16 protein-coding genes are annotated in these 22,158 nt (G+C 42.7%); 1 reads left to right on the top strand and 15 read right to left on the bottom strand.

The features are described from left to right. Window positions 1–207: 207 nt before the first annotated feature. Complete coding sequence (locus ISX59_RS07145) at window positions 208–1,185, top strand: substrate-binding domain-containing protein (RefSeq protein ID WP_005779176.1); 978 nt, start codon at window positions 208–210, stop codon at window positions 1,183–1,185. Here ISX59_RS07145 and ISX59_RS07150 read toward each other — a convergent pair. The 15 genes from ISX59_RS07150 to ISX59_RS07220 form a co-directional block, all read right to left on the bottom strand. Continuing rightward, window positions 1,177–2,556: a PepSY-like domain-containing protein gene (locus ISX59_RS07150; RefSeq protein ID WP_032540439.1), complete on the bottom strand. Its 1,380-nt coding sequence runs from the start codon at window positions 2,554–2,556 to the stop codon at window positions 1,177–1,179. The genes ISX59_RS07145 and ISX59_RS07150 overlap by 9 nt on opposite strands. A gap of 153 nt (window positions 2,557–2,709) precedes the next feature. Continuing rightward, entirely contained in the window at window positions 2,710–3,273 is a 564-nt protein-coding gene (locus ISX59_RS21205; RefSeq protein ID WP_005779180.1) for a hypothetical protein, read from the bottom strand. Continuing rightward, the gene (locus tag ISX59_RS07160; RefSeq protein ID WP_022012531.1) at window positions 3,270–4,334 is read right to left on the bottom strand and encodes a 6-bladed beta-propeller; all 1,065 of its coding nucleotides are present in this window, start codon (window positions 4,332–4,334) and stop codon (window positions 3,270–3,272) included. Before ISX59_RS07160 ends, ISX59_RS21205 begins: the two co-directional genes overlap by 4 nt. A 5-nt stretch (window positions 4,335–4,339) precedes the next feature. Next, complete coding sequence (locus ISX59_RS07165; protein WP_005779187.1) at window positions 4,340–4,639, bottom strand: hypothetical protein; 300 nt, start codon at window positions 4,637–4,639, stop codon at window positions 4,340–4,342. A 420-nt stretch (window positions 4,640–5,059) separates the two neighbouring features. Next, entirely contained in the window at window positions 5,060–6,091 is a 1,032-nt protein-coding gene (locus ISX59_RS07170; protein WP_220575772.1) for a hypothetical protein, read from the bottom strand. A gap of 738 nt (window positions 6,092–6,829) precedes the next feature. Beyond that, entirely contained in the window at window positions 6,830–7,798 is a 969-nt protein-coding gene (locus tag ISX59_RS07175; RefSeq protein WP_005812071.1) for a glycoside hydrolase family 43 protein, read from the bottom strand. 347 nt (window positions 7,799–8,145) lie between these two features. Then, window positions 8,146–9,282 (bottom strand): aldose epimerase family protein, encoded by a 1,137-nt coding sequence (locus tag ISX59_RS07180; RefSeq protein WP_005779199.1) that lies wholly within the window; start codon window positions 9,280–9,282, stop codon window positions 8,146–8,148. 142 nt (window positions 9,283–9,424) lie between these two features. Next, window positions 9,425–10,891, bottom strand: coding sequence for a glycoside hydrolase family 125 protein (locus ISX59_RS07185; RefSeq protein WP_005812073.1), 1,467 nt, complete (start codon window positions 10,889–10,891; stop codon window positions 9,425–9,427). Window positions 10,892–10,930: 39 nt separating this feature from the next. Next, window positions 10,931–13,216 (bottom strand): GH92 family glycosyl hydrolase, encoded by a 2,286-nt coding sequence (locus tag ISX59_RS07190; protein ID WP_220575773.1) that lies wholly within the window; start codon window positions 13,214–13,216, stop codon window positions 10,931–10,933. A gap of 118 nt (window positions 13,217–13,334) precedes the next feature. Then, the gene (locus ISX59_RS07195) at window positions 13,335–15,815 is read right to left on the bottom strand and encodes a glutaminase domain-containing protein (RefSeq protein WP_032542927.1); all 2,481 of its coding nucleotides are present in this window, start codon (window positions 15,813–15,815) and stop codon (window positions 13,335–13,337) included. Between the two features lie 26 nt (window positions 15,816–15,841). Then, window positions 15,842–18,004: a hypothetical protein gene (locus ISX59_RS07200; RefSeq protein ID WP_032531059.1), complete on the bottom strand. Its 2,163-nt coding sequence runs from the start codon at window positions 18,002–18,004 to the stop codon at window positions 15,842–15,844. Between the two features lie 28 nt (window positions 18,005–18,032). After that, entirely contained in the window at window positions 18,033–19,151 is a 1,119-nt protein-coding gene (locus ISX59_RS07205; protein WP_101604157.1) for a glycoside hydrolase family 76 protein, read from the bottom strand. A 681-nt stretch (window positions 19,152–19,832) separates the two neighbouring features. Then, window positions 19,833–20,810, bottom strand: coding sequence for a family 43 glycosylhydrolase (locus ISX59_RS07210; protein ID WP_220575774.1), 978 nt, complete (start codon window positions 20,808–20,810; stop codon window positions 19,833–19,835). Window positions 20,811–20,901: 91 nt separating this feature from the next. After that, complete coding sequence (locus tag ISX59_RS07215) at window positions 20,902–21,330, bottom strand: hypothetical protein (RefSeq protein ID WP_022012522.1); 429 nt, start codon at window positions 21,328–21,330, stop codon at window positions 20,902–20,904. Window positions 21,331–21,427: 97 nt separating this feature from the next. Continuing rightward, complete coding sequence (locus ISX59_RS07220) at window positions 21,428–22,141, bottom strand: DUF3823 domain-containing protein (RefSeq protein WP_022012521.1); 714 nt, start codon at window positions 22,139–22,141, stop codon at window positions 21,428–21,430. Window positions 22,142–22,158: the final 17 nt, after the last annotated feature.

Genomic DNA, 22,158 nt, shown 5'->3' on the forward strand with positions numbered 1-22,158 from the left:
TTTATTTATAGTTTGTTGTTTTCCCGTCTTTCTTTCTTGCTTATGAATCTTATGATCCAAGCAACAGTGCAAAGATAATGAAAGCCATCAAAACTGATACGAACTGGTCTGTATTTTTATTATGTTACAAAACATATACTATATCCGGAGAATATCCATAGCCTTTTACGTTTTTTATCCTATCTTTGCAGCACCAAAAACAAGAATATGAAAAGGAATGAATCAAAATACAAACAAGTAGTAAATCACGTTATAGACGGCATCAACAATGGTAGTTATAAAAAAGGAGACTGGATTCTCTCTATCAATGAATTCAGAAAGAACTATAATCTATCCAGAGATACGGTATTCGCAGGTTTGAGCGAGCTTAAATCAAAAGGAATTATCGATTCCACCCCGGGTGTAGGTTATTACATAGCAACAACCCGAATTGCGCAAAAGCTAAATGTATTCCTCCTTTTCAACGAATTCAACGAGTTCAAGGAAGATCTTTACAATTCATTCATGTCTTCCATCAAAAAGACCGCAAACGTAGATCTCTATTTTCACAACTATAACCGCAAAGTCTTCGAGACGCTCATCAATGAAGCCAACTATAAATACACCACATATATCCTGATGCCGGGCAAGTTCACCAACATAGCCCCACTGTTGGAGAGCCTATCCGGACGGGTCTTCCTACTCGACCACTTTCACCCGGAACTGGCAGGCAAATACTCCTCCGTTGCACAGAATTTCGAGAAAGACACTTACGAAGCTTTGGTACACGGACTCCCGCACCTGAAAAAATACGACCACATCATCATGGTCCAGAAGGAAGAGAAAGAGCCTATCGAACGATACAACGGCCTCTGTACTTTCTGTGAGGAACATCAGTTTACACACGAATATACCGACTCCGTAAAGGACCGGATGATCAAGAAAGGGGAAATATTTATGACTGTCAACGACCGGGATTTGGTAGATCTGCTTAAACAGGCGCAACTACAGCAGTTTGTTCCCGGAAAAGACTTCGGTATCATCTCTTACAACGACACTCCGCTGAAAGAGATACTGGCCGGAGGTATCACTACTTTATCCACCGACTTCAAGCAAATGGGGCAAACCATGGCTTCACTTCTTACGCAGAAAGAGATAAAAACCATAGAGAACCCTTGGGAACTGAATATCCGGCACTCACTTTAATGAGATGATCTCCACAAAATTACCGTTCCGGTCGAATCTGACTTGCGAACCGTCACTCAGTTTGTATACCCAACCCTCTATGCTGTAAGAGCCGAGATACATATCCAGATCATTGGGATAATGATAACGCATATACCTGTACACTTTCTCTGAAGCGCTCAACTCTATCTTTTCTTTCCCAAGAAAATCTCCCTGTGAGTCGAACATCAATCCGTCTCCGTTGGTTAATTCCACCAAATAGGAAGCTGCCACCGAACGGTCTACCCGTGTGATTTCAGAATTCGAATATCCCGAAACATAATCGGTAATCTTTTCCGGCAACGATGCCACGAGCTTCTCCGGAAACGCAAATCCATTTCCGTCTATATTAATCCATTCACTGGCATCTTCGTTAACAAGCATATTAAAGCCGTTCGGCAGGCGGACGGTAAAGTTGAGCACATCCGAATGCAGCGGATGACTGATAGAGATGGAACTCTGCTTACCGAAATACTCTTCTGCAAGTGCCTGTGCCTGCATCAGAGGTACCACTATCGGTTTACTCTCGGGATCGATAGTCACATACACAGTCTTGCTGACCTGAATTGTATAACGGGTACCCTCCAAACGAATGAAGGTGACTTGTGCATTCGGATAGTTCCGGTGCAAATCTTCCGTCACTTTCGCAGGTAATGTTTCCAGAATCGAAGTCGGCAACAGTTCGGTTCCTCCATTCACTTCCGTCCACTCTCCCCGATCATCAAGCACGCATTTAAATCCGTTCTCCAACCAGAAAGTATAACCGGCAGGAAACTCCCCGTCAGGTATATGTTCAATCACAGCCTCAAAGGTTCCATCCGGAAAGTATTTTTCAGTAAACTCCCGCACCGGTTGGGGCAATGAAGATTCACCTTTTATATCCATTTCATATCCGACACAGGTTTGGTCGTAGTAGAATGCTACTTTCTTGCCACTGTTCAATAACACACATTCTCCGTAGCAGGTGTTCTCCACACCGACAAACGGATCATTAGAGAAGTGTTGTTTTACATATGCGATGACTCCTCCAAAAAGGGATTGAAGTGATTCGGGCAAGTTTTGATTTGGAACCATCAGACTCTTCCATCCTCCATTTTCATTAAATTCCACTTTTACCTCATCGGGAAAAGCAACCCGGTAGAGCAACTGATCGTCCTCCTGCCCGGTCATCGTTCTTTCTATCTTCTCCGGAGATTGTCCCGGAAAATAATTAGATAAAAAGAACTGCGCAGTACCTGGCAGCTGGTTTATTTCAATCTCCCCGGATAGTTCATTATCTTCCGAACATCCCACCACGGAAAAAGGCAGGCAGAGCAAGAAGCATAAATAAAAGACGGAATAAAAAGTCTTCATAGTCATGTGGTTTTATGTTTCAGGCAAAGTTAAAGGATAGTGCTGAATATAAGCACCTAACAGAGTTAAACTTCATTAAGGAGCAATATCCGAATAGTTTAAAGAACATATTTTCCCCTCTCTACCTTAAATAGACAGAGAGGGAAAAGTACATCAAGATCGGAATCGCCTTAAATAATCTTTGGTCTGATCTGGAAATTCTTTTCTTGGTATAAAAAAGTTTGAAGTATGCCCCTTCTTGTCAACCATAAAAACATATGGTGTCAAAGAATAGTCAAAGTCAAAAGAGAGTGAATCAATCCGATAAATCAAAGGGGTATCATACTCTTTACATTTCACATGCAAATCCCTAACTGGAATATTTGCAATTAACATAGCCATTTTAATTTTGTTCTCTTTTCTGGCATGTTCTAACTCAGAAATCAGAAAGTCAAGGCAGTCTCTACAAGAATAAACAGAGAACCGGACTATTAACAAACTATCTTCAAGAATATCCTTTATCTTTAGAGAAGAGTTCCTTGCATCAGTTATTTCTTCATTTATATCAAATGGTATACTCCTATTTTTAACAGTTTCCAAACTATCAGTTCTCAGCATTTCTTCTTGCAATGCCACCGAATTAGAGGAGAATTTCGATTCTTCTTTCCTATATAATTGGACAATCAAGAGTACACAAAGTATAAGAACCAGTGAAGTTCCAACCCATTTCAAACTCATATATCTAATATTTTTTTATTAAACACACAGAGAGAAGGATTTTTCTCTAAGTTACTCTTATCCTCAAAAGCCAAAACTATATCCTCTCCTAATATCTTAAAGAAAGAACATTCTTTTAATTGTTCCTCTTCTGTCAGAATAGTAAAAACTTCAGATTTACCGACCTTCTCATTATATCGACATAAACAAATGCGATCATACCACATAAAGGTAAAATAAAGGTATTCACCATCTATTTGATAAAATCTTATTGCGGAAGCACAACTTTGATTCTCTGATTTATTCAAATACGCCATACGAGCATATACATCTTTAGCTGCCTCTTCCTCAGGCATTGCATAGGTTCCAAAGTCTATCTTATATTCAGGAACGAGATGATCATTTTCTACAGTAAAAAGTGTATCCTTTAATGGTTCCCAGTAGAGCACTCGCCTTCCTTCCTTTCCTATAAAAAAAGCATCCGGAAAATGAATCCCATTATTCAAGAAACGCCCTTTTACTATTTGCTGAGTTGAAAAATTCTTGTCCCAGAAACTTAATACCGGCATTTTACGATCATCTCCTCCAAATCTATTTGTACTCAAATAACGCTCTGTCCCAACCGGAATAATCATTGAAGGAGAAGGGTCATCCTCATCAAAACAGACCTTTTTAACTCCCATAAACTTGGCATTTATATCAAAATATAATATTTGCTGCTTGTCTTTATCAAAGATGCAAACCTCCCCATCTTCCATATACATACATGCAAAGCTCTGATACTCACCAGGTCCCTGTCCTCTACGAGATATATTAAACAGGAAATCACCTTTATCATTAAAGACATAGGCATTATCTCTTGACCATATAAAGTAACGGTCCTCCTGCTTAAATAAAGCACAAATATCATATAGTAAAGAACTATCTACTGTTTCTAAATTTACTATTTTTGATGAAGATATTCTCACTGTATCAATATGAGATAAGTCTATTTCTATCGTTTTAGTGACATTTTCCTGTCCTCTTTGACAAGAGAACAGGAAAAAGAATAACCCTAAAAACAATATTACTATTTTCGTCATATACTTTAATATTTTTCACAAGTACAACGAATGCCACAACAAGCATAATAACCAGTCTGACATGATACATCGCACGACGCACTAACCCCTCCGCCCTTTATATCTATTCCACCACTTATAGAACATGAAGTGGCTCCTCTACCACCATTATAGCAATAATTTACACCATCAACTTCATAAGTGGTAAAAGTCTCAACCCCATTGTTATTATTATACAAAGAAATAGGTGAATTTTGCTGTTGTGTCATTGCAACAAATACATTAGTAAATCCCAAAACGATAGCAGTAAATACAAATTTTCTCATTGTGTTTCTTTTTTTTAATTTATAATTAAGTGTAATTTCCTTCTTATAAAACTATAAAAAAACACTTTATCCATTCTTATCATAGTTGTCTTTTTATATTTTTCGATAGACAAAGGTCAGAAAAGCAAACAAGAAAACAGGATAATAATCGTTCAAAGAACAACAAAAACCGACCAAAATCAAGAAATAAAGAGTCTATTATCCGTCATGCAACTCAAATAGCCTCTATTTGGTCAAATTTTACTATTTTACAATTGCAGGTACCACCATCAATCCCTTTATCAACATCTATTCGGCAAACACTTCCAACATTATTAAACGAAACATTAAAGATAGAAAGAAAAAAGTTCAGCAACAGCTATAAAAACGTTCAAGTAAAATATCAATTAAAATATTACCATATAAAACCTTGAAAAATATTCAAAGGTCAAACTTCAACACATCACTCCCTCCCTCTTCCGTTATATTCAGTCCCAATACATATCTGCCGGATGGATCAACAGCAATTTTCTCCAATTTTACATCTGTGTGATAAATGGCAACCGGAACACCTTGCCAGGTAAAGACCATAATCTTTGATTTACCCGAAGTACCCAGGAAACCGTTATAAAGGGCATAAAGATAATTGGGGGTGCCACAAAGAGAAATGAAATATTTAGGTGTATTCGGAAAATCAAGAAAATCAGGATCATAGTCCGGGTATTTCAGCTCTTTCCCTATCACCATTTCTTTCATCAGATTTCCTTTTAAATCATAAAAACAGAGAGAGTTCAGGTTCAGCAATCCCGTACAAACTGCCTTTGCATCTTGATTTACCATTAAACAGCTCTCGTATAGATAAGATAAATGTCCTTCCGGATATCCGGACTTAATATCACGATGATAATCCACTGTCTTAACCCGGGCAGTATGCTTATCATAAATGAAAAACAAACCATGCTGCATATCTACATCAATGCCATATACACAAGAGTCTGTTTCATTATAATCCCTGACTACAGGCATCTCCGGCAATTGTTGTGCCTCAACAACAGAAACAGCGACAGGACCGGGAGATGCTGCCGAATGAATCGCAACAGTCTTTTTATTCCAACTATTCAATTCAATGAACGATAGTTTTCCCTTGCCTCCCCTGCCTATCGACTTCTCAAAAAAAGGAAAAAGAAAATCATCCGGCCCCTCTCCTTTCATCCCCAATCCGACAAAAGCAGGAGGAACTGTAACTGTGAAAATCTTTAATAATGTATCATTACGTGCGTCCCAAAAAGCACAAAAAGAATCAGTTACACACAAATCATAGAAAATATTCAGTCCTTCTTCTTCCGACAAGAAGATTTCGTGTTGAAGAGTATCCGTACACGTATCGGAAATATACACAGTTAACTTTTCCTGCTCCGATCCGCAAGAGATCATCACTACCGCTGCCAGACATATCAATAAGAGTTTAACCATAATCGCGTCTAAAATGAAGAATGTGTGTTTTCTTAATACTGCCCTTTAAAGTTATCGCAACAAAGATAACAACCTCAAATCAGAATTACGAAAGAAACAAATGAAATCTGCTCCTTTATAAATTAGTTCGGCATCAAAAGAAACATGCCATATAGCTTTTTGACAGTTTGCTAAACAGCCCTTCTCAGGTTCGATTATTTCAGTACATTAGCCAGGTTCGTACTAAAAATCGTCTCCATTTCATTTTTCTGTTTATCATATTGCAGGAATCCGGACGTTTTCACAACACAATGAATGTCCAAAGGGGGAACCAAGAGCACTCATGTTTGTTTTTCGTAAAAAGAAAGTGCTTTTAGAAAGTCAGAGAGGGATCTCCTGTACTTGTCAACCAGAAAAGAAAGGAGGAAAATAATCTCTCTATTCCGGAACAATATATGTAATCGGGCAAAACATTAGGAGATTTTCAAAAAAGAAGTAAGCATTTTCGGAAATTGCTTACTTCTTTCAGAGTAAATACTTATTTCTTTTGTGCCGGATGCTTACTTCTTTTCCGGGAAATGCCGGCTTCAGAGTCCCAAAAGCCCGGCTTTTCATTGCATTTACCCCGGCTATCGCCCTCCTATCCTTCCGGTTGAGCAGAAAGAAAGGAAGAGGCAGTTATCAGAAAAAGCATTTCAGTTACTTTTTGAAAGCTGATACAGGAAAACAGGATCATATTATCAAATCACTCTCTCTGCTTTACTTTACCAGCTCTGCAGTAATATAATCTTTGCTAATGCGCATACGGTCCACACCATTCACCTTTTGAAAGCTGACAGAACCAATATACATTCCACGCGGATGAATATGCTCTTTATCCTTATGTGCATGATAAACGATACGAAGTTTACCCTCTTTATCTTTGAACATAGCGCTATGCCCTACACCCTGCAAAGTACCGGGGTTCTGCAAAATAGGGTTTTCATCATATTTGGTCCATTCGCCCATTATATCGGTTGCCGTAGCACAGCCTACCCCATAGAACGGACTTTCAAAGCTATTGCCGGAATAGGTCATATAATACAGCCCCTTGTGTTTAAGCACATAAGAACCCTCGTTGACCCGGGGCCAGACTTCTTCCCATGCTTGGGACACATGAACGCAAGGACGCATGGTTTCTGCTTTGATCGTCATATAATCATTTTCCAGTTCGGCTACCCACACGTTGTTGCCGTCGTTGAACCGGACAAAGAAAAGATACGGCTTCCCGTCATCATCAATAAACAACGAACTGTCGATCATTTTCTCGTCAGCTATCATTGGTTTCTTTTCCTTCTGCCTGAACGGTCCTACGGGTGAATCGGAAATCGCTACGCAGATGTGTTCATCCGCCGTATAATACATATAAAACTTACCATGGATCTCATAAATCTCAGGTGCCCAGAAGCGGCTATCCGCCCACACATCTTCTTTATTCAGTGCCAGCCCATGCAGTTTCCACCGCTTCAAGTCCTTTGAAGTATAGACTTCAATGCCATCTGCCGCATGCGTTCCATAGGCATAATAAACGCCGTCGTGCAACAGAATGAATGGATCACCCAATGGAACCGACTCTCCCATAGCTTTCACTCCGGGGATGTCCGGCTTTTCAGTAACTCCTGTATACGAACAAAACGTAATCAGTAATCCCAGCAACATTGTCCCGCCAATAATCATTTTCTTTTTCATAACTGTAAGGGTTTTGAGTTTAATTCACCACGGAGGACACAGAGAACACAGAGTTTTAATCTCTTGTTTATTAAGATGTCTAAGAGAAAGATATTCTCTGTGTCCTCTGTGTCCTCTGTGGTGAATCGTATTCGTTTCTGATCAGTATTAAGCCAACCGACTATTTTCTTCGGCGCTTATTAAACTGAAACCAGTCTAACTTCAACAGGTTATCGGTATCAATCTTACCTTTAGTTTGTGTATGTGTTGTGGTATGAACATAAGGAATTAAAAAAGGCATAAGGATATAGAATCAGACCCGTCGGATCCTATGTTCCTTATGCCAATACAACTAAAAACGCTTGTGATTATTTGCCGTTGTCAACCGAGAACTTGAATATACAATGACTGTTATATTTCTCACCCGGGCGCAACACGGCCGAAGGCCATTCGGGCTTGTTCGGTGTATCGGGATATTTCTGAGTCTCCAGACAGACAGAAGCACGTTGATTGTAAGTAATGCCTTTCTTTCCGGTCAGCGAACCATCGAGGAAGTTGCCGGCATACACCTGAATACCCGGTTCGTTGGTATATACATCGAGTACGATACCTGTCTTGGGCGATTCGAGAGTTGCGGCTTTCCGGGTAATATCTCCCTTGGCATTCAGCACCCAGTTATGATCGTAGCCATTGCCATTCTTCAACTGAACAAAATCAAAATCGTTGATACGTGCACCAACCGGAGTCGGTGTGCGGAAGTCCATCGGAGTACCTTCCACTGTCACAATCTCACCTGTAGTCATAAAGGTGCTGTCCACCGGAGTATAAGAATCGGCGTCGATAGTCAGCAGATGATCTGCGTTGCTGCCGGCATCACCATCCAGATTGAAATAAGAGTGGTTGGTCATGTTGACGATAGTCGGTTTGTCAGTTTCGGCTTCATACTGAATATCAATCGCATTATCGTCTGTCAGTTTCATGATTACTTTGCAAGTAATGTTACCGGGGAAACCTTCCTCACCGTCTTTTGAGCGATAGGTCAGTTCAAGTTCCTGAGGACCGGTCTGAAGAGCATCATATACCTGATACTGGTATCCCTTCGGACCACCATGCAGGCAATGTCCGTAGTTATTGCGCGGCAACTGGTATTCAACACCATCCAGCGTAAACTTTCCCTGATTGATGCGATTGGCATAACGGCCTATGCTCGCACCAAAATCCGAAGGTTTGCTGATATAATCCTGAATGGAATCGAAGCCAAGTACCACATCACGCATCACCCCGTCTTTACCGGGAACCATCACCGAAACGATACGTCCGCCAAAGTTAGTGACGCAAACCTCCATGTTGTTCTGATTCCGGAGTACGTATAAATCGGTTTTCTTTCCGTTCACTTCAGTCCGGAAGTTACTCTTCACCAAACCGGAATCCGTAGTAGTCTGTTCTGTCTTTGCACAACCGGCTACAAAGAGGGCACCAAGTGCCCATACAGCTAATTTCTTCATGATTAAACTGTTTTGAGTCCACCACAGATTACACAGATTTCCACAGATTAATAAATTGTCCTATTGAGACTTTATATCAAAAATTCTGTAGTAATCCGCGTAATCTGTGGTGAATCGTATTCTTTTCTGTTTCGTTATATTCTTATTGTATACTATTCAGCATATCCACTTTACCTTCGTTCACCAGTTTCAGGATCAATTCGCCGAACAAAGTGTTCTGCCACGCAAACCAGGCACGGGTAAATTTCTCCGGATTGTCTTTGTGGAACGATTCGTGCATAAAGCCTGTACCCGCATCCGTATTCATCAGCATTTTAATGCACGACTTGATTTCTGCATCGTCTTTGCTGGTGAAAGCCTTCATCATGATACTCATAGGCCATACCATATCGTAACCGATATGCGGTCCGCCAATGCCTTCGCCTGCCTTACCTTTAAAGAAGTAAGGATTGTCGAGGCTCCACACAAAGCGACGGGTATTCTGATAAATCGGATCGTCCACTGAAACATCGCCCAGATAAGGCATAGCCAGCAAACTCGGAACGTTTGCATCGTCCATCAGCATATGGTTGCCAAAACCGTCTACCTCGAAAGCATAGATCTTTCCGTATTTGGGATGATTGTAAACAGCATATTTTTTCAAGGCTGTCTCCACTTCATCTGCCAAAGCCTTACATTCGTTGGCCAAAGCGGTCTTTTTATTTACCGTTGTCAGAATCTCGGCTGCCTTACGAAGCGAAGACACGGCAAAGAAATTCGAAGGAACCAGATATTGCAGTGTAGTAGCATCATCCGAAGGACGGAAAGTAGAAACAATCAGTCCGACAGGTTTCACCGGGTTACCCAGTCCGTCGTTAGTCACCGTGTCGAGTGCACGCTCTGTCTTACGCTGGAACTTATACGGGCCTACACCGTCTTTACGCTGTTGTTCTTTAAAAGTACGCAATACATTGGTAATCGCCTGTATCCATTCTTCATCGAAGATACTGGCATCACCTGTTGTCTTCCAGTACTGATAAGCCAGACGCAAGGGATAGCAGAGTGAGTCGATTTCCCATTTACGTTCATGCAGTTCAGGCTTCATGTCCGTCAGGTCACTCATCCATTCGCCGCCTTTAGGACCGTCATTGAATGCATTGGCATACGGATCGATATTGATACACTTGAATTGGCGGTTGATCACTCCGGCAAGCATTTTTTTCAACTCCGGATCGGAGTTGGCGAGCTGTACATAAGGCCATACCTGGGCACCCGAGTCGCGAAGCCACATGGCATGAATATCTCCGGTATAAACAAAAGTATCGGGTTTGCCGTCCTTGCCCATACGAAAGTGTACGGTGGTATCCAGCGTATTCGGAAAACAGTTGGTAAACATCCAGGCCAACTTCGAATTACGCAACAACTTCTGTACGCGGATAATTTCATTTTCTACTGCCTGTGAACGGAACAGACGTTTAGCCGGTTCCGGACGGTTGTCTTTCTGAATAGCATCTGCCACACAAGTATAATGTGACAACATACCTTCTGCCTTCAGAACCGAAGGTACACAGAGCAATGCCGCAGTTACGACACATGCCCCGATCATTTTCTTTGAGTTTTTTCCTGGCATAATCTTGATTGGTTTATATAAGTTATCTTTTTTGCAGCCTCAACGAACTTCTTTAGAAAACGAATATGGAAAATCCGATTCACGCACTCCGCGCTGTTTGTTGGGAGTAGACGACATTTTCATCGTGATCTTCGCACCGTTCATCAGTTCTTTATGTGTCAGGTAATTGCGGGTTAACGACTTACCATTTACAGTCATCGACGCGATGTAACGGTTTTCATCACTATTACCCGGTGCACTGATTACCACCGTCTTGCCATTTTCGAGATGCAGTTTCATCTGCTTGAAGTACGGTGTACCCATCACGTACTGATCCGTTCCCGGACATACGGGATAGAATCCCATTGCAGAGAACACATACCAGGCCGATGTCTGCCCGTTGTCTTCGTCGCCGCAATAACCGTCAGGATTGGGTGTATAGAGTTTATCCATCACCTCACGAATCCAATGCTGCGCTTTCCACGGTTGTCCCGAGTAATTGTACAGATAAAGCATATGCTGGATAGGCTGGTTACCGTGGGCATACTGTCCCATATTCATGATCTGCATTTCACGGATCTCATGAATCACACCACCGTAATAGCTGTCATCAAATACAGGAGGCAGGATAAACACCGAGTCCATCATTTGGTTGAATCCTTGCTGTCCGCCCATCAGATCGATCAGTCCCTGAGGATCATGGAATACGGACCAGGTATAATGCCAGCTGTTTCCTTCGGTGAAAGCGTCACCCCACTTCAGCGGATTGAATGGTGACTGGAATTGTCCGTCCTTATTCTTGCCACGCATCAGCTTATGTTCTTTATCGTACAGGTTCTTATAGTTCATGGCACGCTGTGCATAGACGGCTATCTCTTCTTCGGGCTTATTCAGCGCCCGGCCCAGTTGATAGATACACCAGTCATCATAAGCATATTCCAGCGTACGGGCGGCATTCTCGTTAATACCTACATTGTAGGGTACGTAGCCCAGTTTATTGTAATACTCGTAGCCGAGACGTCCGGTAGAGGAAACCTGCGGATGAACTGCATTCGCACCATGCTTCACTGCCTCCCAGAGGGTTTCTATCTCGTATCCTTTCAGACCTTTCAGATAGGCATCGGCCACTACCGAAGCGGAATTGTTTCCTACCATACAACCTCTGTGACCCGGGCTTGCCCATTCGGGAAGAAATCCACTCTCTTTATAAGTATTCACCAATCCTTCTTGCATCTTTTCGTTCATCGAAGGATACATCAGGTTGAGGAACGGGAACAGGCAACGGAAAGTATCCCAGAAACCGGTATCGGTAAACATATAACCCGGCAAGACTTTCCCATTGTAGGGGCTGTAATGTACCGGGCTTCCTTTGGCATCCAGTTCATAAAAACTTCTCGGGAAGAGTACCGAACGATACAGACAAGAATAGAACGTGCGGAGATGATCCATATTATCGTCTTCCACCTCAATGCGTCCCAGCACCTTGTTCCACTCCTGGCGCCCTTTGGCAGCAACAGCTTCCAGATTGTCTTTGCCCAGTTCTTTCAGGTTCTGTTCAGCCTGTTCGGGACTGATGAAGGAGGAAGCGACACGCACGTTTACCGTTTCTCCACGACGGGTGGAGAAACCGATAATACCACCGGCATGTTTATCTTTCGATTCCAATTCACCCGGACAGATATTACCGTTGGTTACTGCCGCAGTGAAAGTGAACGGTTTATCGAAAACCAGTACAAAGTAATTTTTAAAGTTCTCGGGTACACCTCCACTGTTCTTGGTCGTGTATCCGATGATTTTGTTCTCTTCCGGAATCACCTTCACATACGAACCGTTGTCGAAAGCATCTACCACCACATAAGAGTCATTGCTTTCAGGAAAAGTGAAACGGAACATAGCCGCACGGCTGGTCGGAGCAATCTCGGTAGTTACATCATGATCGGCCAGATATACTTTATAATAATACGGTTTGGCAACCTCAGCTTTATGCGAGAACCAGCTTGCGCGCTGATCCTGATCGAATACCACCTTTCCCGTGACAGGCATAATGGCAAACTGCCCGTAGTCATTAATCCACGGGCTGGGCTGGTGAGCCTGTTTAAACCCTCTGATTTTATCAGCATCATACGTATAAGCCCATCCGTCACCCATTTTTCCGGTTTGTGCCACCCAGAAGTTCATCCCCCAAGGCATGGCAATAGCCGGATATGTATTTCCGGTAGACAAAGCATGTTTTGACTGGGTACCAACCAACGGACTCACATAGTCCACCGGCTCTGTTGTGTTCTTTGCAAAAGTACAAAGAGCAGTACCCAGTACGCCAACAAGTAATAGCGCTAATTTCTTCATGATAATAATGGTTTTAAATTCGCCACAGATTACGCGGATTAACACAGATTCTTTAATCTTCAATATCAATGGGAAAAATGATTAACCTGTGAAAATCCGTGTCACCTGTGACAGAATCTTATTTTTTCAACTTCTTCTCGAGCATCTTGATATAGTATCCGCCTACTACCGAACGAGCCTGGAAACCTCTCTGGTTGGGACGATCGGTAAATACCCAGTCAGACATCGGTACACGGTCGGTAGTCTCGTTCATGAACAGGTAAACCGGATCGATAAACTTCTCGAATGTGGCTTTATCCGATGCCAGTGTAGCAGTCCACATAATCCAGTCGGTCTTGGTATAAGTTTCACGGTTATCCAACGGCAATCCATATCTGTTCTGCTTGCCAAGATAGTAAGCTATCTCTTTCTGTGCAACTGTTTCAGGGAATATCTGCAGATTCATCAGTTTATCCCATACCAGATTGTACTTCTGGCTCCAAGTTCCGGGCTTGTCAAAGGTCAGGCGGTAATGATCACCGTCATCTGCCATCTTCACCCATTCGGCAGCCATTTCTTTGGCTTTCTGTGTATATTTCTCAGCCACTTCTTTCTTGCCTAACTTATCAGCCAGGTAGCCATAAGACGCTACACCCAGAATGGCTTTGATAGACAGGTTGGCGTTGTGTGCAAAGTGTCCGGCAAAGTCGTCTGTACACAACTGGGTATCCGGATCCAGACCGTATTCTGCCAGATAATCCGTCCAGGTGGTCAGTACATCCCAATGTTTCTGAGCATAGTCGGCATTCCCCTCAACAGCAGCGACAGCAGCAGTCAGTACCAATATATTTCCCGATTCTTCTACCGGCATATCGCCGCCGTATGTCTGACCGTTAGCCAACGGATAAGTACCTACATCATGTGCTGCAAACGGCTTGTTCCATTTTCCACTTTCGCTATAATAAAAGATGTGGTTCATCAAACCTTTTGCCAATTCCGGATTGTACATAAGGAACAAAGGAGAAGAAGGATAAGTGATGTCTACCGTACCGATTGAACCATTGCTGAAGTTTTCTTTTGAAAGGAACAACAGGTCCTTGTTCGGAGCTTCCACCAACTTATGGGCAGCGATAGCCTGCCGATAAGCCAGCGCACAGAGCTCGGCATATTTACGCCCACCGGCCTCGGTGGCTTCTTTCATCAGATTGGCATCGAATGCGGCACATTTATCCATCAATGCATCGTACTCTTTATCGGCTTTTGCAAACTGTGACAGAATGGTTTCGGTTCCGGTACGATTCCAGTACGGACGGAGGTTCTCTCCAAAATACTGAACAGAATATAAATCATCGTATCCCAGGAGCAGATGTCCTTCTGCTTTCTTCGTTTCACCCAATGAGCGAACCAATGCCAACTTATCACTTCCATCGGTTTTCGATGAAGTCAGTTGTCCGTCGATGAAGCTCTTTCTCAGTGTCTTTCCATCTCCGGTTGCACAAGTGCTGTTTTCCTTGTCAGCAGCCAGATAGAAATATCCCCAGTCAATGCGGACATCATCGCCTTTTTTACCCAATATTTCCTGATTGCGGCTTCCTGTCTTGAGGTATACCAAATCACCTTCGGTAAAGCTTTCGGCTACGGCTTCTTGATGAGGCTGGTCGAGTGCCCACTGCGGACCGGCTTCAAAATAAAGTTCTACGTTATGTGTTTTTCCATCATTCGAAGCTACTTCATATGTAAGGTAGTTCACCGGACGAGTCATCAAATCGAGATTGTCCATAAAGAGAGGTGAAGTGAAGATAAGTTTCAGATCCACCGGTCCACAAGTAAATTCATAATTGGTCTGCATTGCCTGCACATCTGCTGATTTCTGCACGGCTGTCTGAGTAAAGTTCTGTGTATTGTCCTTCTCTACCAACAGACCGCAATCGATCAGACCGTTGGCAACACGGTTGTTACAGTAAATTGCAATCAGGTTCTCTCCCTGTTTCAGTGCGGCCACAGCCTCTTCCGGCAATTTGGCAAGCATGTGTTTTTTAGCCGAGTTACCGGTATCCACCACCTTCACGCCATTCACATAGATGATAGCGTCATCGTCGTGAGAATATTCCAGATATACATTTTTACCTTGCAGGTTGTCTTTAATATCCGCTTTACGGCGTATCCAGATATACTCTTCTCCCCATTGGGTTTTGGCTGTACTTTCATTTTCCATAGTACCGAAAGCACCCTCGCCTTCTTTCCATGCAGCATCATTAAAATCGGCATTTTGCCAGCCGTCAGCCGGTTTCGTTGTTGTATACTTAGCTGTCCACTTGCCCTGTTCCGAGGTCTTTACCAGCGGAAGCAGCTCCAGTTCTTCCGTTCCCATGAAACGGTAAATCTGTCCGTCTACCTTGGCAACACCCAGGAACGGGAAATCCTTACCCGTCCAGTGTTTCACCGGTCCGTCATACAGATTATCCGTAAACGACCAGGCACTGGTATAAGGGTCAATTGTCACCAACGGATAAGCCGGCGCACGCAACTCATTTTTGTCACTCTTGATGTCCTGCGGTGCACCACAACTGCTCAGCATGGCGGCTGCACCTAAGAACAGAGTCGATAGTTTAAGTTTCATAACTTCAGATTCTTTTTTTATAGTTTTTACCATTCAATATCTACTTGCACGCCGGCGGGATCATTCTCAAACCTCAACAGTAAGGTACCCGAACGCTCTTCCCACAATTTTCCCGGTTCAAGTTCTTCTTTCCCGTTCACACAAACCCGTCGCGGTTGTTTCGGAAGAAGCACTCTCGAAACATTGGTTGTATGCAACGGGCTTTTCGCAACAAATGAATAACTGCGTTTTCCTATCTTTTCATCATATATCCGGGAAGCACCGCAAAGGACTTTTGCCTTTGTCCCGCCCGGAACCCGATTGACATTATATAAATAACCCTGTTCACCGGGACGAATTGCTTTACGAGTCAGCACCGGAAGATCTTTATCAAACAGATCGATATATAATCCCGAAAGTTCCATCGGAGCATCAGAGACGCTTTCGTTCAATACGGCAGCAATGGTATAGGGTCCCCGTTCAAGCAGGAAACTATTTTTCAGTTCTATTTCTTTCTTGGCAGTCTTTCTGTAAGCAGCCGAAACCGTGTCAAAATATCGTTGGTCATTCCCACTTTTCAGCACAAAATGTTTCGGATCCTCACGCAGGACGGTCACTGTTCCTTTCCCACAAGAATAAGTCCCGTTGACAGGCGACTTATCCAGTCCCAGCTTTTCGAACAAATGTTCCGAAGGGACTTTATACCGGTTACCATTGGAGTTCCACCATTCCAGCACTGACTGATAGGGGTCAATATCTTCACCACAATAAATCAAGGCTCCCCCTTTTTTCACCCAGGTTGCCAGGAAATCATGGTAACGGGGTTCCATCGGCTTCATATTCGAATAAGACATGACCAACACTTTCAACCCTTCAAACGTCTCCTCAAACGGAGTATTCTCCATATGTACCAATTCTACCGGTATTCCCCTTTTAAGTAATGGCAAGGTCTGCCCATAAAAACTGCTGAATTGCGGATCGTCATAACCATCGTGGTCGGGAAAGCGCTGGAACATCAGTGAATTTGCCATCAGCACTCCGATGCCGTGCGTACCGCTTACCCGGGTTTCCGAAGTCCGTATATCGTTCAGCGTATTTACCATAATCTGCATTTGTGTAGAGTAGTCACGCGGAATACGTTCTTTCCGGTCTGTCCCCGCCACACGATACAATCCCTGATAAATACGATCCGGCCAAGGCATCACCTCGTACGTGTCTACTGTCGGATACATCAGTTGGGCAGCAAAAGTAGCCTGATAGTTTATCTTATAGTCAAGCCAGTCCTTCGCCCGATCTTCAATAGGGTCCGTCAGAAAATACATCTTACGGTTCAACGGAGCCGTCATCGATTTCATACATCCATATTCGAGAAAAGCATTCTCAAATACCCGCTCTTTCTTCACTCCGTTATAATAGTTCGGTTCGCGGGCAGTTCCTGTCCAGACTTGTGCTATATATCCATCTACACAATCCAGCGAAGCCAGACTCGCTTCGGGGCTTACAATCTGCCACGACGTATAATTGACCAGTGAATGTGTAGGCACAAAGCACTTCACATCCAGCCCCTTCGATTTTCCATATGCTTTGGCATACGTAAATATCTCGTTAAGAGCGTTATAATAAAGATAATATTTCAGTTTATTCGATAAGTACGTATTCTCAGGAGATTCCTGTTGATCTCTCCAGGGAAATCCGTAATATTTCTGCCATTCGGATTTGAAAGCTTCACTATATCCGCCCCGCATCCAAAATTCCGGTTCTTCCAGATAAATAGAAGTAATGCCCGCATCGATCACCCGTTTGATCTGCTTTTCCTGCATGTAACGGATAAAGCTCTCGGTAGGTACGATATAAGGAATCAGGTGCCCGTGTGCAATTTCCCGTCCTTCGCGGTCACGCTGCCCCTCTTTGAGGTGATCTTTCACCCCATCCCATTTTCCAAGAAAATAATCCTGATAATCTCCCCAGGCCACCCCTGTCATAAACTCGGCCCGGTATCCTTTGTCTCTCCACGATTGTACGCGTTGCTCAAAAGTAACGCCTTTCTTATCCAGCGTTCCGTATACCATCACGGCATCGGCACGCACATCTGTTTCCGGTTTCCACGGCTCTGCTGTCTGGAAATTCGTTTTTGTGCCTGTGGCGGTTTGAGAATAGACGCCGCCACAGGCCAAAAACAAACCAATCAAAACTAATACCCTCTTACTCATGTGTTTGTGTTGTCACGTGTTTGTGTTGTTATTTGAATGGAGAAATCACTTGCATCAAAGCGGGACATCCGCTGGCATCATAGCTTTCCATCACACCTGTCGGACAGGGTTTGGCTGCATCTTTGAATGTCACGTTGCGTTTCACATCCCGGTTGTTCCACGCCACGTCTATGTTGTGGCGTAACCAATCCATATACTGAGGCTGATTGCCATCTTCTATCAGGCGAATGATATACTGTGCAAAGATGGCGGCATAAATACCTTGTTCCACTCCGTTCTTGAACGGCAGCAGTCCGTCAGAATCACACATCTCGTTGCGAACATAGTCCGCAGCCAGAATGGCATCGTCCAAGTAAGACTTTTCGCCGGTTGCTTTGTAAAGCATCACTGCCGATCCGATGAATGTAGCCTGATTATAAAGTTGGGTTGTCCAGTCTATGTCCATACCGTTCTGTCTCTGGAAATGATAGTGCATATTGTCTGCTATACGACCTTTCTCTTTATCAAAGAAAACATCCCTCGACCATGCATATACGTTTTTAGCCTTTTCCAGATAGTCGGGATCTTTGGTTACATTATAAAGAGTCATGGCACCTACTGTAGTCGGATAGTTGATGCAAGCCATCTTGCCATCGTGCTTGAAATTCCACCACAAGCCACCCCGCTCTTTATCGTACGACTCTTTCCAGACATGATAGAATCCCGAAGAGGCATGTGCCAGATATTTCGGATCATCGGTGATTTCGTAAGCACGCGCCAACGAAATAATCCACCACATCATATCGTCATAAATAAACCATTCTATTTTATTGTCCCAATTGTATTTATCGTATTGTTCGTATCCGCCTTGATACACCTCTTCTATCAACCGGCGATATTCAGGAGCCTTCGTACGTTTATACGCGTTCATAATCATATCCCAATAGATAGCCTGCACCCAGATGGCAGCTCTTCCTTTCATATCCGAAGAAATGGCATACAGTTTCATCTCCGGATTATAAAAAGTAGAATGAAAAGCATCGATTGCCGTCGTTGCGTCTTTCTTCGTAAAGTGCTTCAGTTTTCCATCCCCGGGCTGAGCAGCCCATGCGAGTGTACAGGGAAGAATTAATAAGATAGTTACCAGGGTCAGTACTTTGTTTTTCATGTCTTTGCCTCAGATTTTAAATTTTGATGTTACAAAGATTGGGGAAATATTGGAGAAAGGAGGATAATTATTATTCAATAAATAGCAAAAACTGACCAAAAACAAGGGATAGAACACTTAATATCAATATTGGAACATTTGTAGCAGGCTTTTGACCTGAATTTGTTCATTCCATATTCTGCGTGACCAAGAAACACATTCAGCAATATGAAAAGAATTCATTTGTAGTTCTCGCTATGCCGTCTCTCATACAAAAAATGCATTTCAATCTTCCATCTTCCACCTTTCAACGATTATCATTCTAATAATCAGCATGATGACTTGGTGGAAGATCGCGTTTTCAGCCCGTTTATCTTCCACCTGTATCTTCCATCTTCCACCCACTGTTTTAGGAGAATAATTCAGAATAAAGAACTGATTCACAAAGAATAAAGTCGAGTTTTCTAAGCAAATATGCCGTATAAAGCATTTTGTTTTTCCCTATTACTTAGCTGAAAATGGTGCGATGTTTACCCCGTCCCGTATGCCCGGGCCCATGAGCCCGCGTGCCTGTGCCCATGAGCCCGCATACCCGGGCCCGTCAGCCCGGGTATGCGGGACGAGATAGAGATAACGGAATAAGACGTAGCATATCGGTATACAGACCATTAGAAGTATGGTAGCATACTGATGTTTACCCCCTTATTTATGCCGGATAACAGGCGCTTTTGCTTGCAACGATGGTGTATTCCCCTCTACAACAGGCCATCCTTTTTTCCAGTTTACACGGTCGAGCATCAACACTCTTCCTTCAGGATTGGCTACACTGACAGCGTGATAAAACATCCAGTCCGCTCCTTTATCATCTGTTACGATTTCAGAGTTATGCCCGGGGCCCACGAATGCTGCATTTTTATCAATCAGCACTTCGTGGTGATTCTCCAGCATCGATGCCCCTTTTTTATCTACGTAAGGGCCGAATAAGTGTTTCGACCGCCCCACTACCGTGGTATAGGTACTCTTTAACCCTTCACAACAGCGCCCGATGGAAGCAAACAAATAGTAGTAACCTCCCCGCTTGTGAATATAAGTTCCTTCATAGGCTGTGCCTGCCACCTGCTGTGGTTTCATTCCTTCTTTCAATGAGAGCCCGTCATCACTCAACTCGGCTCCATAAATGCCATGAAAACTCCCCCAAAAAAGATATTTCTTGCCGCCATCTTCTATATAGAAAGGATCGATACAGTTCTGAATCCCTATTTCGTTACTGCGGAAGAGTTTTCCATGATCGGTAAAAGGCCCTTCGGGTTTATCTGCGACAGCCACACCGATACCACAGGTCCACTCTCCACCCCAAACAGACATGGAGTAATACATCACATACCGATCACCGATTTTATTCATATCCGGCGCCCAAAGATTTCCTTTCGGCTCGAATGTAGGGCGGGTTTCATTGGTAAAAGCCGTACCCACAAAGCTCCAGTTTACCATATCTTTCGATCGGTGAATAGGGAGATTCCGGATATTTTCCGTTGCATACAGGTAATAATAACCATCATCTGCCTTGATAACCGTAGGGTCGGGAAGGCTGTAATTAATAACGGGGTTGGAATACTGCTGTGCAATGGAAGGAACACAGAAAGAAAAAACAGTAAAAAGGGAAAATAAAAGTTTCTTCATGCTGAATATATAAATTAAGAAAAGTCCCCTTATTCAGTTTATCAGAAATAAACCCAAACATAGGAGACTTTAATTTTAACCAGTTATCAAATTATCTTTCTCTGATATAATAATACCGAGTTTCATATTTAATAGTAGAGCTACTACTACTCTCATTGTAACTGGTACTTATGGTAAAAGCTTCAGTATTGATCTCATCAGTTATAATTTCTCCTGTCCAACTATCGGCTGTATAAAATAAACGATCATCTGGTACAATACCATGCCCATGACAGTTGATCTCAACATGCCCTCCTCTTTTAGTCATAATTTTTAGTTTTCTTTGAGAGGAATCTAAAAGTTCAATAGAATAAAAAAGACCAGATCCACTCTGTCCCGCAGCTTCTAAATAATACTCAGTAGCTGTCACTTTATTCGTGCTACTTACTTCTGCTACTTCATCCTTCGATGTATTAGCCATTACATTTGTCATACCAAAGAATGCAAATGCCAACATTGCGATAAAGAATTTCTTGTTCATAATACAATTAATTTAAGAGTTAATAAAAGGTTTATTGAAAAAGAAAAAGGTATCAGGAAAGCCCGATACCCTTTTCCCTATTAAACATTGATATGAATTATTTCAGTCGGATTACTTCAGAGTAAATTCCTTGATCAGAACCTTTTGGCCATATACAAATACGGCCGAAAAGAGTACCTCTTTTCAAAGCTGTTTGAAACATTTTATTGTCTGTATAGTCCTTAGGAGTAAACTCATAACGTGCACCTGTTACATTTATTTCCGCCATTTTGGCACCATCTGCATCATCAAAACGATCAACATTATGTTCACCATCATTTATGTATTGAGTTGTTCCTAACATAAAGAAGACACGGTCTATTTCTTTCCCCGCAATCTTTTCTACATTGAAGGAAGCTGTCACTACATTACCATTCAGTTTCATCTCAGCATTTCTGACCATGTAATAAGGAACGACCTCTACATTTTGTACAGTATTACCAGAGACAATAACATTAATAGTATCGCGGCCTTCTTCTGACCAAGGGCCATTACCACTTTTGGTGATCAATTGATACTCACCATCAAATAAGCATGCGGAATAAGCTCCGTCTTGATTTACAAAAACTTCAATCGGATCATGCTTTTCATAACCACGCTGATAAAGGAACAATCGGACCGCCTCATTTCCACGTAGTTGCAAAGCCTCTCCTTCATAAACGACCTTTCCAGTCAGCATTGATTCCGGAGCATCATAATTATCCTTTGTACAACTGGTAATAACTATCATTACCAATAGTAGTGCTGAAAAAATTTTGGATATTGCTTTCATTATTTCTTTCTAATTTA

The organism is Bacteroides sp. FSHCM14E1, assembly GCF_019633785.1.
GTDB classification, from domain to species: domain Bacteria; phylum Bacteroidota; class Bacteroidia; order Bacteroidales; family Bacteroidaceae; genus Bacteroides; species Bacteroides hominis.

Excerpts from the sequence above, each read along its gene's own strand:
- ISX59_RS07145 (WP_005779176.1), top strand. The coding sequence starts at position 208 with ATGAAAAGGAATGAATCAAAATACAAACAAGTAGTAAATCACGTTATA.
- ISX59_RS07150 (WP_032540439.1), bottom strand. The coding sequence starts at position 2,556 with ATGAAGACTTTTTATTCCGTCTTTTATTTATGCTTCTTGCTCTGCCTG.
- ISX59_RS21205 (WP_005779180.1), bottom strand. The coding sequence starts at position 3,273 with ATGAGTTTGAAATGGGTTGGAACTTCACTGGTTCTTATACTTTGTGTA.
- ISX59_RS07160 (WP_022012531.1), bottom strand. The coding sequence starts at position 4,334 with ATGACGAAAATAGTAATATTGTTTTTAGGGTTATTCTTTTTCCTGTTC.
- ISX59_RS07165 (WP_005779187.1), bottom strand. The coding sequence starts at position 4,639 with ATGAGAAAATTTGTATTTACTGCTATCGTTTTGGGATTTACTAATGTA.
- ISX59_RS07170 (WP_220575772.1), bottom strand. The coding sequence starts at position 6,091 with ATGGTTAAACTCTTATTGATATGTCTGGCAGCGGTAGTGATGATCTCT.
- ISX59_RS07175 (WP_005812071.1), bottom strand. The coding sequence starts at position 7,798 with ATGAAAAAGAAAATGATTATTGGCGGGACAATGTTGCTGGGATTACTG.
- ISX59_RS07180 (WP_005779199.1), bottom strand. The coding sequence starts at position 9,282 with ATGAAGAAATTAGCTGTATGGGCACTTGGTGCCCTCTTTGTAGCCGGT.
- ISX59_RS07185 (WP_005812073.1), bottom strand. The coding sequence starts at position 10,891 with ATGCCAGGAAAAAACTCAAAGAAAATGATCGGGGCATGTGTCGTAACT.
- ISX59_RS07190 (WP_220575773.1), bottom strand. The coding sequence starts at position 13,216 with ATGAAGAAATTAGCGCTATTACTTGTTGGCGTACTGGGTACTGCTCTT.
- ISX59_RS07195 (WP_032542927.1), bottom strand. The coding sequence starts at position 15,815 with ATGAAACTTAAACTATCGACTCTGTTCTTAGGTGCAGCCGCCATGCTG.
- ISX59_RS07200 (WP_032531059.1), bottom strand. The coding sequence starts at position 18,004 with ATGAGTAAGAGGGTATTAGTTTTGATTGGTTTGTTTTTGGCCTGTGGC.
- ISX59_RS07205 (WP_101604157.1), bottom strand. The coding sequence starts at position 19,151 with ATGAAAAACAAAGTACTGACCCTGGTAACTATCTTATTAATTCTTCCC.
- ISX59_RS07210 (WP_220575774.1), bottom strand. The coding sequence starts at position 20,810 with ATGAAGAAACTTTTATTTTCCCTTTTTACTGTTTTTTCTTTCTGTGTT.
- ISX59_RS07215 (WP_022012522.1), bottom strand. The coding sequence starts at position 21,330 with ATGAACAAGAAATTCTTTATCGCAATGTTGGCATTTGCATTCTTTGGT.
- ISX59_RS07220 (WP_022012521.1), bottom strand. The coding sequence starts at position 22,141 with ATGAAAGCAATATCCAAAATTTTTTCAGCACTACTATTGGTAATGATA.